The sequence below is a fragment of the Labrys sp. LIt4 genome (assembly GCF_017813775.1).
GTDB lineage: Bacteria > Pseudomonadota > Alphaproteobacteria > Rhizobiales > Labraceae > Labrys > Labrys okinawensis_A.
On the sequence record NZ_JAGIPY010000013.1, the window covers coordinates 143,738 to 156,468 of the forward strand.

The 12,731-nt window shown below is 63.8% G+C and carries 9 protein-coding genes; 3 read left to right on the forward strand and 6 right to left on the reverse strand.

The window, feature by feature from the left end; genetic code table 11:
- Positions 1-104: 104 nt before the first annotated feature.
- From J8I29_RS22290 to J8I29_RS22300, 3 genes are all read right to left on the reverse strand, one after another.
- Positions 105-1,376: a sugar ABC transporter permease gene (locus J8I29_RS22290; RefSeq protein ID WP_209433334.1), complete on the reverse strand. Its 1,272-nt coding sequence runs from the start codon at positions 1,374-1,376 to the stop codon at positions 105-107.
- On the reverse strand, positions 1,373-2,206 hold the full coding sequence (locus J8I29_RS22295) for an ATP-binding cassette domain-containing protein (RefSeq protein ID WP_105862153.1): 834 nt from the start codon (positions 2,204-2,206) through the stop codon (positions 1,373-1,375). The genes J8I29_RS22290 and J8I29_RS22295 overlap by 4 nt, the downstream gene beginning before the upstream one ends.
- 282 nt (positions 2,207-2,488) lie before the next feature.
- Positions 2,489-3,559, reverse strand: a complete 1,071-nt coding sequence (locus J8I29_RS22300; RefSeq protein ID WP_209433335.1) for a sugar ABC transporter substrate-binding protein — start codon at positions 3,557-3,559, stop codon at positions 2,489-2,491.
- A 645-nt stretch (positions 3,560-4,204) separates the two neighbouring features.
- Between J8I29_RS22300 and J8I29_RS22305 the strand changes: the two genes are divergently transcribed.
- On the forward strand, positions 4,205-5,602 hold the full coding sequence (locus J8I29_RS22305) for a glycerophosphodiester phosphodiesterase family protein (protein ID WP_209433336.1): 1,398 nt from the start codon (positions 4,205-4,207) through the stop codon (positions 5,600-5,602).
- Between the two features lie 61 nt (positions 5,603-5,663).
- Here the strand turns inward: J8I29_RS22305 and J8I29_RS22310 are convergent, their stop codons facing one another.
- Positions 5,664-6,191: a DUF1697 domain-containing protein gene (locus J8I29_RS22310; protein WP_181161127.1), complete on the reverse strand. Its 528-nt coding sequence runs from the start codon at positions 6,189-6,191 to the stop codon at positions 5,664-5,666.
- Positions 6,192-6,334: 143 nt separating this feature from the next.
- Positions 6,335-6,817, reverse strand: coding sequence for a MarR family winged helix-turn-helix transcriptional regulator (locus J8I29_RS22315; protein ID WP_105862149.1), 483 nt, complete (start codon positions 6,815-6,817; stop codon positions 6,335-6,337).
- A gap of 44 nt (positions 6,818-6,861) precedes the next feature.
- Between J8I29_RS22315 and J8I29_RS22320 the strand changes: the two genes are divergently transcribed.
- Positions 6,862-8,376 carry an FAD-dependent oxidoreductase gene (locus J8I29_RS22320; protein ID WP_209433337.1) on the forward strand — a complete coding sequence of 505 codons (1,515 nt, stop codon included), beginning with the start codon at positions 6,862-6,864 and terminating at the stop codon, positions 8,374-8,376.
- A 49-nt stretch (positions 8,377-8,425) separates the two neighbouring features.
- On the opposite strand, the gene J8I29_RS30470 is transcribed toward J8I29_RS22320, so the two are convergent.
- Positions 8,426-10,396 carry an ABC transporter substrate-binding protein gene (locus J8I29_RS30470; protein WP_348536123.1) on the reverse strand — a complete coding sequence of 657 codons (1,971 nt, stop codon included), beginning with the start codon at positions 10,394-10,396 and terminating at the stop codon, positions 8,426-8,428.
- Positions 10,397-10,842: 446 nt separating this feature from the next.
- On the opposite strand from J8I29_RS30470, the gene J8I29_RS22330 reads away from it, so the two are divergent.
- Positions 10,843-12,627, forward strand: a complete 1,785-nt coding sequence (locus tag J8I29_RS22330) for an MFS transporter (RefSeq protein WP_105862148.1) — start codon at positions 10,843-10,845, stop codon at positions 12,625-12,627.
- Positions 12,628-12,731: the final 104 nt, after the last annotated feature.

Here is a 12,731-nt window from a genome sequence, read left to right on the forward strand (position 1 = left end):
GATCTTCGGAAAGGCGTCTCCGCCTTTGCCGACGAACAAGGAAAATAGGAAAAGAACAGCCGGCAAGCCCTTGATCGATAAGGGCTCGTCGGCTCGGGAAAAGGTCAGGCGCGGCCGTGGGAGACGCGAGACCTGCGGGCGAGGGAGTCGACGATCACGGCGATGGCGAGCACGGCGCCGGTGATCATGTAGCGCAGCGACGAGGACAGATCGAGCAGCGTCAGCCCGCTCGAAATCGCCTGGATGACGATGATGCCGAGCAGGGCCGAATAGGCGCTGCCGCGACCGCCGAACAGGCTGGTGCCGCCGATGACCGCCGAGGCGATGGCGTTGAGGTTCACCTCGCCGGTGCCGGCCTGCTGGCTGGCGGAAGCCAGGCGTGCCGCGGCCAGGATGCCGCCCGTCGCCGCCAGGCCGGCGCAGGTCACGAAGGCCGAGGCATAGATGAAGCGGACATTGATGCCGGCACGCCGCGCCGCCTCGCGATTACCGCCGACCGCGCTCATCGAGCGGCCCCACTTGGTGCGCGTCAGGGCATAGTTCATCACCACGACCAGCACGACGAACAAGGTGAACATCCACGGCACGCCGCGATCCTGGTTGAGATAGAAGACCACGAGTTCGAGCGCGATTGTGATCGCGGCCGCGCGGAGCACGATGAAGGCGAAGGGGCGGGCGGAGAGCCCGGCCTCGCGGCGGCGGGATGCGGTGCGGAAATCGGCATAGAAGATCACCGCGCCGGCAATGGCGGCCAGCACATAGGCCACCGCGTCGGGCATCGTCATGGTCTGGCCGAAATTCACCACCTCCGAGCCGTAAGGCAGGTTGATGGAACCGGTCGAGCCGAGCAGATAGAGCTGCAGGCCGAGGACCGCAAGCAGGCCCGCCAAAGTGGCGACGAAGCTCGGCATGCCGAAGCGGTTGAACAGGAAGGCATAGACGGCGCCGATCGCCATGCCGGCCAGGATGGCGGCGGGGATGGCCAGCAGGACCGGCCAGTTCAGATTGACCCAGAGCACGCCGAGCAGGGCCGACGACAGGCCGCTCACCGAGCCGACGGACAGGTCAATCTCGCCCAGCATCAGGATGCAGACGATGCCGAGCGCGATCACGCCGACCGTCGAGCAGTCGAATAGCAGGTTGACCAGATTGTTGGCCGAGAGAAAGACCGGGCTCAGGCTCTGGAAGACGATGCAGATCAGGATCAGGCCCACGATCACCGGCAGGAAGCCGAGATCGCCGGAGCGTATCCGTTCCAGGAAGGCGCTGATGGCGCCGCCGATGCTGTCGTCATGCTTCACCCGCACATCGGCGCGGTCGAGCGGTGTTTTGGAAGGGCCCGGTTCTGCGCGACCCTGCTCGATATTGCTGGTCATGGCTGGCTCTCCTGGCTCTGTTCGGTCTGTGCCTGACGCCGCGTCGCGCGTCGGGACACCGAATTCTCGGCGGCGCCGGTGATGGCGCTGATCAGGTCCTGATGGGAATCATGGGGATAGAACACCCCGTTGTTGCGCCCGAGCCGGAGCACCACGATACGGTCGGCCACGGCGCGTACGTCGTCCATGTTGTGGCTGATCATCACCACGCCCAGGCCGCGGTCCCGCACGCGTTCGATGAGGTCGAGCACCTCGGCGGTCTGCGCGACCCCCAGCGCCGCCGTTGGCTCGTCGAGCAGGATGATCTTGGGCTCGAGCAGCAGCGAGCGGGCGATGGCAACGGTCTGGCGCTGTCCGCCCGAAAGCGAGGCGATCGGCTCGCGCACGCTGGGAATGCGGGCCGACAATTCGTTCAACAGCTTCCAGGCCTTGATCTCCATCGAGACCTCGTCGAGCCGGTAGGGTTCGAGTTCGCGTCCCAGAAAGATATTGGCGACCGAGTCGAGGTTTTCGCACAGAGCGAGGTCCTGGAAGACGGTGGCGATGCCGAGATTGAGGGCGTCGCTCGGCGTCGAGAGCGTCACCGGCTTGCCGTGGAAGGTGATGGTGCCGGAGCTCGGCTGGTGGACGCCGGCCAGGACCTTGACCAGTGTCGACTTGCCGGCGCCGTTGTCGCCGACCAGCGCCACCACCTCGCCGGCATGCACGTCGAGCTCGATATCGGTCAGGGCCGATACGGCGCCGAAATGCTTGGAGACGTTGCGCAGGCTTAAAATGAGCTCGCCCGTTGGCGCGGTGGCCGGTGCGGAACTGGCAGAAAGGTCAGTCATGCCGGGGTCCTTTCATAGAGGGATCGGGAATGCCTGGCTGTCGGGCGGGGCAGGGCAATAGGGCCCGGCCTCGCGCTGCGTCGCGGTACGGAAGTCCGGAGGGTCGATCTCAGATCGACCCTCTTGGCGACATCGGGCGAGATGGAGGGCGAAGATGGTCGATCCCGCTCCATCCCCTGATGGAGCTGAGGGGATCGGCCCTTCAATCCCGTGTCATCCCGTTAAGTTCGCGCCTGTGTCATGATCTCCCGGCCGCGCAGGCGGCCGGGGGCGACGGCAGGCTTACTGCGTGATGCCGAGCTTCTTGCAGCCTTCGGCATAACGGCCGCCGCAGAGCTGGTCGGCCGTGGCGATCTTCTTGTCGATGATCTCCGCCTTCAGGTTCTTCGAGGTCACGATGGCCGGCACGAACAGCTTGGAGGGCGTGTCGAACAAGGTGGCCTCCGCCTTGGGCGTCTTGCCGGCGAGCAGCTCGACGGCGACATCGGCGGCAGCGGCGGCGACGATCTCGCTCGGCTTGGAGATGGTGTTGTACTGGTCGCCGGCGATGATCAGTTGCAGGGCGGCCAGGGTGGCGTCATTGCCGGTGACGGGCGGCACGGGGTCCACGCCGGCGGCCTTGAAGGCCGCGATCGCACCACCGCCGGTGCCGTCATTGGCGGCGACCACGCCGACGATCTTCTTGCCGAAGCGGGAAATCTGGCCGCTGGCCCATTGCTGGGCGTTGGAGGGCAGCCAGTTCGGCGTGTCGAATTCGGCCAGGGTCTTGTAACCGCTGTCCTTGAGGCCTTCATGGATGCCGTCGCGGATCAGTCGGGCGGCCGCGTCGGTCGGCGAGCCGTTGATCTGCAGCACGCCGGTGTCCTCGGTCGGCGCCTTGGTCGCCTTCAGCTGTTCGACGAGAGATTCGGCAATGGCCTTGCCGATCGCCTTGTTGTCGAAGGATACGTAGAAATCGGCCTTGGCATCGGGAATGGGGCGATCATAGGCGATGACCTTGATGCCCTGGCTCTGCGCCTGCTTGACCATGGAGGCGGCGGCGGCCGAGTCGACCGGATCGAGCACGATGACCTTGGCGCCCTGCGTGATCACCGAGTTGAACTGCTGCTGCTGCTTGGAGATCGAGGCGTCGGCGTTCTGGTAGAGCACCTTGCAGCTCTCGCACAGCTTCTTCATCTGGGCGACGAAACCGGGATGATCATGCTCCTCATAGCGGGTCGAGCCCTGGTCGGGCATGAGGAACGCCACGGTGGCGTCCTTGACTGCGGCATCCTGGGCCAGGGCCGATGCGCTGCCGAGCAGCGACAGGGCCAGGGCGGCGATACCGGCGGATTTCAAGGTGGTGAGTTTCATTGGGCTTCTCCCTGGGACTTTATGATTGTTGGACTTGAGCGATGGTGACGTTGCGCGGCCGAGAACCGGTCTTGCTTCCGCCGCGTTCCGGGGTGGAGTTTGGCGGTACAACGCATTGGCGAGCCGCGGAGTGCCAAGGCGCTGCTATTTTTTGATCGGCGTGTCAGGCCCGGCTTGCAGCGGGGTCATGGCCGAAAGCAACAAGCGGGGTGGCGGGGAGCCCCGGCGCGTTACCCGCCGAGCGCGACGCCGTTTCGGACCGGGATGACATGGATCGGCGATGATGCTCGCAGCGCCTCTCCAGGACCGCTATCGGATGCCTGGGCATGACCGTCTCCCCCAAATGCGGCCGGCTTGAGCCTGCCGCTCTTGCTGTCGAGCCAGCGGCTCTCCAGTAACGGCAAGCTAACCCATTGAGGAAACTACGTGCCACCACGTTTCACGAGTTGTGTTGATACTTTTTTGATCCCGCCGCCGCAGATTCGGCTGAGTTCTTGCCCCCGGCTCAATGACGCATGCTCCAAGAGTGGGTCCCTGTCCCTGCTCGCCGGTCCGTTTCGCGGGTCATCCCGTTGTCAGAAAATTACGACAAGAAACCCGGGGGGCCTTCACGGTTGATGCGAGCAAAAGGTTGGAGATCCGGTCATGAGATATGGTTGCGCGCGATGGAATGTACGGGTTGCTGTAGCGTTGATTGGCGCTGCCGCCTTGGGGCTTGCCGTCCCGTCGGCGGCTCTTGCACAGGCGGATGCTGCGCCGGCTGGCGCCAGGCCTTTCCTCACCCTCGACGGCAAGCCGCCGCTGGTGATCGGCCATCGCGGTGTGCCCGGGTTGGTGCCGGAAGAGACCGAGGCCTCCTATGACCTGGCCGCTGCCCTCGGAACGGATGCACTCGAAGAGGATCTGCACCTGACCAAGGATTGCGTACTGGTGGCACGTCACAATCCCTGGCTGAGCGACAATACCAACATCGCCGAAGTGGCCAGGACCAATGCCGAGGTCGCCGCCCGCAAGCGCACGGTGCCGGGCGTCATGGTCACGGTGAAGTGGGCCCGGACGCCGACCAGCGGGCCTGCCGAATATCTCACCGACCTGACCGATCCGGCCAATGCCAAATCGGTGCTGAAATCCCTGGTCGTCGACGGCGAAGACCATACCAATGACTGGTCGATCACCGATTTCACCATGGCCGAGCTGAAGAATTGGATCGCCGGCACCACCTATGACGCGGCCAATGAGCGGCCGAAAGTGTTCAACGGCAAGTTCCCGGTCCTCAGCTTCCAAGAGATCATCGATATTGCCAGGGCCAAGAGCAAGGAGACCGGCCGCCCCATCGCCGTCTATCCCGAGACCAAGAATCCGACCTGGAACAATGCGCAGGCCATTGCCAATGGCTGCGGCGCGCCGGGCAGCCGTCCGCTCGAGGATGCCCTGATCAAGATCATCAAGGACAATGGCCTGAACGCCAAGGATGCTCCCATCCTGGTGCAGAGCTTCGAGCCGAGCAGCCTGAAATATATGCGTCAACACGGTCTGGAGACCCGGCAGGTCCAACTCATCGATGCGGATGGTGTCGACCTGAAGACCGGTAAGGTGCTCTATGACGACATCACCAATTCACGCCCCTTCGACTGGACGGTCGCCGGCGATGCGCGCTGGTTCGACGCCATGCTGAGCCCGGAGGGCCTGGCGGAGATCAAGACCTACGCGGATGGCATCGGGCCCTGGAAGCCGCAGATCGTCTCGCTCAAGATCTCGCCCTGGAAGGAAAGCAACACCGACGGCACGCCCTATAAGGGCTCGACGCCGGAAGCCTCGACCCAGGATCCGAGCAGCCTTGTCGCCGATGCGCACAAGGCGGGGCTGTTCGTGCATGTCTTCACGTTCCGCAACGAGAAGAAATATCTGGCCGCCGACTATCATGGCGATCCGAGCCTGGAATATCTGAAGTTCTTCCGCCTGGGCGTGGACGGCGTCTTCACCGATTTCACGCATACGGGCGTCGGCGCCCGCGCGGCCTATCTGCGCGAACTCGGCTGGTAGGACGCTCCAACCAGGCGGCGGCAGGAATCAATGATGATTCCGGCTACCCGGCGCGGCACCGTCAGGCGGCCAGTTTCAAGACCGTATTCCAGTTGCGGCCGGTCACCAGCGTGCCGAGATGACGCTCGATCAGCTTGGTGGTGAGCTTGGAGCGGCCGATGCCGTCCGGGTAATGGGCATAGAGGCAGCGGCCGCCGGCGGCGATGCGCTCGCGCCCCTGGATCGCCGCGCGCAGGGAAACGACGGCGGAGCCGGTAACCTCGCCCTTGCTTGGAAGAGCCAGCACATGGGCAGGGTCCGCCTCCGCCTCGTCCCGGAAGGGATTGGCTGCGATCAGGGCCCGCCATTCCGGCAGGGTGCGGATCATGAAGGCAGCCGGAACGCCGAAGGTCTCGACGACCGCCTGTTCCCAGCGCTGCTCGAGGGCTTGTGGTTCGGTTCCGGCGGCTTCGAACGTCAGATTTCCGCTCTGCAACAGGGTTGTAACCCCGGTAAAGCCGAGCCTTTCGCCGAGCGCACGCAACTCGGCCATTTTGATCGTCGAGTTTCCCCCGACATTGATGGCGCGCAGCAGGGCGATGTGCCGCATATGATGGGCTCCTCGATCAGCGAACATATGATGCCGGGGCCGTGAGCCAGCCTCGACGCCGTGGATGTGAGGCCGGCGATTCCAGCACCGGCCGGGCATGCATGGTCAAGCCAATTCGGGGGTTACGCGGCAGGTGCTATCGGTCATTCCGGAGAGGTCGCATTGATGTCATCCGCAAACTTGCGCATGAGCCGCACCAGTTCGCGAACATCATCCTGCTCCCATCCGGCAAAGATCGCACGGCCCATCTTCTCGCGGGCGGCATCGACCAGATCGGTCATGGCCTTCCCCTTGGCCGTGATGGTCGCCTCGCGCACGCGACGATCGGCGGGGCTGCCTTGACGGTCCACCAGGCCGAGGCTTTCGAGTTTTGCCACCTGCCGGCTGACCGTCGTGTAATCCCGCCCCACGCGGTCGGCCAGTTCCACCACGCCGATGGGGCCGAGGCGTTCCACCATGACCAGCAGTGGAAAAAGAGCACGATCGAGGGAGATGCCGGCTGCGCGCACCATCGCCTCGTCGCGCTGGGGGCGGTTCATCACGCTGGCGATATCGATCAGAGCGCCGTGAAGCTCGCGCAGCAAGGCACTCATATGTGTATTTTGCACATTATCTGTTGACGGCATCTTCGCTCTCCTATTATGTGCATATTACACATATGGAGGCGACCATGACAGAGCAATTCGCAGTCGATGTTCTCATTTGCGGGGCGGGGGCGGCCGGGCTGACGCTGGCTATCGATCTCGCGCGGCGCGGAGTGTCCTTCCGGCTGATCGAGAAAATGGACAAGCCGTTTCACGGCTCACGCGGCAAGGGGATCCAGCCAAGAACGCTGGAGATCTTCGAGGATCTCGGCGTTCTCGACCGCCTCGTTGCGGCGGGCGGCCCCTATCCGCCGCAGCGCAGCCATCATGATGATGGCAGTTATAGCGATTCCGGGATCATGGAGCAGCAGGCTTCATTACCGGCCGAACCTTATCGCATCCCGTTGATGCTGCCGCAGTTCTTGACCGAGAGCATTCTGCGCGATCGTCTTGCAGAATTGGGACACTGCCCCGAGTTTGGCTCTGAACTGGTTGGCTTCGACCAGGACGAGGCCGGTGTATCCCTGCGGATCGCCGGCAAAGAGGGCGAAGAGAATGTTCGCGTGCGCTGGCTTGTCGGCGCCGATGGCGGCCGCAGTTTCGTGCGCCAGGCGCTCGAGGTGGGCTTCCCGGGCAGGACGCTCGGCGTTCGCGCCATCGTCGCCGACGTTTCCCTGACCGGTCTGAGCCGCGATGTCTGGCATCGTTTTGCCGAAAAGGACATGCAGCGGCAGATCTCGCTTTGTCCGCTCGCGGGAACCGATCTGTTCCAGATACAGGCGCCGGTTCCGCTGGAAGGCGACGTCGACCTTTCCGCAGAGGGGCTGAATGCCATGGTTGCGCAGCGCACCGGCCGGGACGACATCCAGGTAATTTCAGTCTCCTGGGCTTCGGCCTACGCCATGAACGCCCGCCTCGCCGATCGATATCGCGTCAGACGCACATTCCTGGTTGGAGATGCGGGGCATACGCATCCGCCGACCGGCGGGCAAGGGCTCAATACCAGCGTGCAGGATGCCTATAATCTGGGCTGGAAGCTGGCGGCTGTTCTGGCTGGTGCCGGCGACCAACTGCTCGACACCTATGAAGAGGAGCGCCGACCCGTCGCGGCGTCCATGCTGGGGCTTTCCACCAAATTATTGGATGATCTCAAACGCGGTGAGATACGGCGCGGACGCGAGACGCAGCAGCTGGATCTCGGTTATCCCAAGTCCTCGCTGGCGATCGAGCGGCCGACGCGACAAGGTGGCGTGCGTGCGGGAGACCGTGCGCCGGACGCGCCGGTCCGCGGGGCGGCCGGCCAGCCCATGCGCCTGTTCGACCTGTTCAAAGGTGCGCACTGGACTCTGTTGGCTTACGAGGCAAATCAGGCGCCATTGCCGCCCCGCCGTGGGCTGCATATCCACTCCATCGGCGAACGCGGTGACATTCTCGACCATGCTGGCCATGTCGGCGAGATCTATGCTCTCACGCCGGGCGATTGGGTGCTCGTGCGGCCCGATGGCTATGTCGGCGCCATCCTTGCTTCCTCCGAGATGGCAGTGCTGCAACGCTATTTCGATGAGGTGGGCCTCGGCCAGCCGGGACCAACGCATCCATGATAGGTTGCGCCGGAATGGCGACCCCGGCTAAGCCGGCGAACGAGCCTCGTCATTGCGGTGAGACGAAAAAGAAATCCGTGGGCGGCAGCGAGCCGTAGACATAGGGTTCCTGCCGGTTGCCGGTGACGTCGAGCACGTCCTGGCGCACGAAGCGGAAGATCTTGTTGATCTCGACGCCCGGCTCGACCAGGCGCCTGGCGAGGGAGAGGGCGAAGGGGCTGTTGGCCTGATCTCCATCGGCGGCCGTGGTGCCTTCCTTGGCCGAATAGACGACCAGGGTGGCGCCGGCCGGCTCCACACGCGAAAGGCCGCGATCGATCGAACGGCTCGCGACGCTCAGCTTCATCTGCGCGACGAAGGGATTGTTGCGGCAGGCATCGAGCACCACGAGCTTGAGCTTGCGTGCGCCGTCGAGCGTGCTCATCACCCGATCGAGCGCAATGGTCTCGTCGGGAACGTCGCGATCGGATTCGAGCACGGCGTCCAGCGGGATCAGGTAGTTCCTGTTGTCCACCTCGATGCCGTGCCCGGCATAATAGATGACGGCCCAGTCCGACTGGTCGGCCTTGCGCGCAAAGGCTTTGAGAGCGGCGATCATGCCGGCGCGATCGAGATCATGCGCAACCGTGACGTCGTCCACACCCGTCTGGCGCAAAGCCTGCCCGATGAGATCGGCATCGCGCAGGGTATTCGGGAGCCGGGACACCGAACGATAGGCCGAATTGCCGATGACCAGTGCGACGCGGCGAGGCGCCTGTGCGGGCGTGTCGACGACGGGGGCTGCCTTGGCGACGGGGACGGTCTCGGCAAGGGGAGCCGTCTCGACGGCGGGCGCGGGCTTTGGCGTATCCTGGGCCGTTTCGATCTCGTCAGCGGCATTGTCCGGCGGGGTGCCGGCCGCCGCGATCGGGGTCTGCGGTTCGACCGGCTCGTAGGTGATGGTGCCGTCGCTGCCCTTCTGCCAGCGATAGACGATCAGATCGGGCGTGGTACGGTCACCCTTGGCGTCGAAGGCGATGTCGCCGAGCACCGTGTGGAAGAGGTCGCCGGCGTGCATCACCGCCGCCATGCGCCGTGGTTCGGGCGTCCCGGCCTGGGCTGCAGCCTGCTGGAAAACCTGTACCGCGGCATAGGCGTAGAGGGTGTAGCCTTCCACGAGGCCCGGCGCGGTACGGAGGACGTCGGCGGCCGCGGGGTTCCGGCTGGGCGGCGGGGGAAAGGTCATCAGCGTGCCGATCACGGCATCGCCGCCGATGGCGGGAAACTCGCTGCCGATCAGGCCGTCGCCGGAAAACAGCACGGTCTTGAGGCCCCGTTCGCGCAGCTGCCTGAGAATGAGCGCCGCCTCGGTATAGAGGCCACCCCAGAGCAGAAGGTCGGCCCGCGCCTTGCCCAGCCGATCGACGATGGCGGAATAGTCCTTCTCGCCGACGTCGACGCCAGCCTCCAGCACCGGCTTGAACCCCGCCCGCGCGAAGGCATCGCGGGCACTATTTGCCAGCGCTTGGCCATAGATGGTCTTGTCGTTGAGGATGGCTACTCGCTTGCCTTTGAAGTTCTTGGCGGCATAGTCGGCCCAGACCCCGCCCTGACGGTCGTCACGGCCGGTGATGCGGAAGACGTTCCATAGGCCGCGCTCGGTCACCTTGGGGTTGGTGGCGGAAGGAGAGATCATGATCATGCCGCGCTCGGCGTAGATCTCGGAGGCCGGAATGGTGACGCCCGAATTGAAATGACCCACCACCAGCTTGACGCCCTGGGATGCAAGCTTGTTGGCGGCCGCCACGCCTTGCTTCGGGTCTGAAACGTCATCGGCGATGACGATCTCGACCTGCTGGCCTGCAATGCCGCCTCTGGCATTGATGGCCGCCACGGCCGCCTCGGCGCCCTTTCGCATCTGCTCGCCGAAGACGGCATTCGGCCCGGTCATTGGGCCGGCAACGCCGAGCTTGATCTGGGCCGCGGCCGGCGTTCCGATCGAAAGGCCGGCTGCGACGAGCAGGCAGGTCAACCAAGCCATCCGCATAACGGGCTTCCTTACGATATCGGAAAAAGTCTCAACCGTGGGTTGCAGTCTATCATACGGCACTCCGAGCGCCTGCGACAGTCATGCCGGTAACACGCGATGTCACCAGGGCCTCTGCCTCTCCTGGCGAAAGGCGAACCGGATGCCTGCTCCATGAAGCTGAACACCTCAACGTCGCTAAGTATAACTCCAATCACGATTTGACGCTGCCAAGTATCTATGAAACCGTTCGAATTCGAGCCCGTGGTTTTTCCGGACAGAGTCGCCGGCACGTGCTGAAATTTGATTGAACAGAGCGACGATCGTCTGGGAAATCCTGTAGCTCAGGCATCGTCCACCGGCATGACAGCCGACAACGGACCGGTCAACGGCCGATGAGGAAACACGACATCCGGCACGGGGTGCGCTGGGCTGTGCCCGGCCGGCGGGGGAGAGCATCGATGTCAGTCAGTACGGTAAGTGCGGGCCCTTCGGCTCCGATGAGCAGGGAAGACAAGAAGGTTATCTTCGCCTCTTCTCTGGGCACGGCTTTCGAATGGTATGATTTCTTTATTTATGGTTCATTGGCGACCTATATCGCCGCCCATTTCTTTTCTTCGCTCAGCGAGACCGCAAGTTTCCTCGCCACCCTACTGGCCTGGGCAGCGGGCTTCATCGTCCGGCCTTTCGGGGCTCTCGTCTTCGGCCGCGTGGGCGATCTGGTCGGACGCAAATACACCTTCCTGGTCACCATCACGCTGATGGGCGCCTCGACCTTCCTGGTCGGCCTGTTGCCCAGCTATGCCTGGTGTGAGCAAAATCTCGGCGTCGGCGCCATCGCGCCCACCATCCTGATCGGGCTGCGCATCGTGCAGGGCCTGGCTCTCGGCGGCGAATATGGCGGCGCCGCGACCTATGTCGCCGAGCATGCGCCGACCGGCAAGCGCGGCCTTTATACCGGCTGGATCCAGGCGACGGCGACCGGTGGTCTCTTGCTCTCGCTGATCATCATTCTCTTGATCCGGCAATATATGAGCGATGCCGCCTTCAGTGACTGGGGCTGGCGCATTCCCTTCTGGATCTCGATCATCCTCCTGCTGATCTCGGTCTGGATCCGCATGCAGCTCGCCGAAAGCCCGTCCTTCGTGAAGATGAAGGAGGAGGGGGCGACCTCCAAGGCGCCCTTGAGCGAGGCCTTCCTGAAGTGGTCCAATCTCAAGATCGGCCTGATCGCTCTGTTCGGCATGGTCGCCGGCGAGGCCGTCGTCTGGTATTCCGGGCAGTTCTACGCCTTGCTCTATTTGACCAAGACCCTGCGCGTGGATCTCACCACCGCTTCGCTTCTGCTGGGCGTCGCCCTGGCGATCAGCCTGCCGCTCTACGTGTTCTTCGGATGGCTCTCCGACAAGATCGGCCGCAAATGGATCATGCTCTTGGGCTTCCTCCTAGCGGCGGTGTTCTACCAGCCGATCTTCAAGGCCATCACCCACTATGCCAATCCCGCCCTCGAAGCGGCGCTCTCCAAATCGGCGGTTTCCGTCATCGCCGATCCGGCCGACTGCTCGGTCCAGTTCGATCCGATCGGGACGGCCAAGTTCACCTCGTCCTGCGATGTGGCCAAGAATTTCCTGGCCTCGAGTTCGGTGTCCTACACCAATGAAGTCGCCGCGCCGGGAACGCCGGCATCGGTGAAGATCGGCAATACCGTGATCCCGTCCTATGTCGCGACAGGTCTCGACGCCGCAACCGCCAAGGCCAAGAAGGCGGAGTTCACCACGGCGCTCTACAAGGCCTTGAAAGATCACGAATATCCGGTGGCCGAAAAGCAGGCACCCGTGAAGGATGCCAGCGGCGCCGTCGTCAAGAACCCTGACGGTACCGACAAGACCGCCACCACCTATGCGATGGCGCCGGCCGATCCGTCCGCGATCAACAAGCCCATGCTGGTGGTGATGCTGATCGTGCTGATCGTCCTCGTCACATTGGTCTATGGTCCGATGGCGGCTGCCCTGGTGGAGCTCTATCCCACCCGTATCCGCTATACCGGCATGTCCTTGCCCTATCACATCGGCAATGGCTGGTTCGGCGGCCTGGTGCCCTTCGTGATCTTCGCCATGGTGGCGGCCAGCGGCGATCTCTATTACGGCCTGTGGTATCCGATCGTGGTTGCGGCGGTGACCTTCGTGATCGGCATGCTCTTCGTGCCGGAAACCAAGGATCGCGATCTCGACAATATTCCGTCCTGATCCTCCGGCACACAGGCTCGGAATCGGCGCGGCACCCCGGTGCTGCGCCGTTTTCCATATGGTGAGGTATTTTGCGCCGGCCAGCGGTGTCACGCTGGAAAACG

What these genes read in the sequence shown, in the direction of transcription:
- J8I29_RS22290 (WP_209433334.1), bottom strand. Translation starts at nt 1,376, where the DNA reads ATGACCAGCAATATCGAGCAGGGTCGCGCAGAACCGGGCCCTTCCAAA.
- J8I29_RS22295 (WP_105862153.1), bottom strand. Translation starts at nt 2,206, where the DNA reads ATGACTGACCTTTCTGCCAGTTCCGCACCGGCCACCGCGCCAACGGGC.
- J8I29_RS22300 (WP_209433335.1), bottom strand. Translation starts at nt 3,559, where the DNA reads ATGAAACTCACCACCTTGAAATCCGCCGGTATCGCCGCCCTGGCCCTG.
- J8I29_RS22305 (WP_209433336.1), top strand. Translation starts at nt 4,205, where the DNA reads ATGAGATATGGTTGCGCGCGATGGAATGTACGGGTTGCTGTAGCGTTG.
- J8I29_RS22310 (WP_181161127.1), bottom strand. Translation starts at nt 6,191, where the DNA reads ATGCGGCACATCGCCCTGCTGCGCGCCATCAATGTCGGGGGAAACTCG.
- J8I29_RS22315 (WP_105862149.1), bottom strand. Translation starts at nt 6,817, where the DNA reads ATGCCGTCAACAGATAATGTGCAAAATACACATATGAGTGCCTTGCTG.
- J8I29_RS22320 (WP_209433337.1), top strand. Translation starts at nt 6,862, where the DNA reads ATGACAGAGCAATTCGCAGTCGATGTTCTCATTTGCGGGGCGGGGGCG.
- J8I29_RS30470 (WP_348536123.1), bottom strand. Translation starts at nt 10,396, where the DNA reads ATGGCTTGGTTGACCTGCCTGCTCGTCGCAGCCGGCCTTTCGATCGGA.
- J8I29_RS22330 (WP_105862148.1), top strand. Translation starts at nt 10,843, where the DNA reads ATGTCAGTCAGTACGGTAAGTGCGGGCCCTTCGGCTCCGATGAGCAGG.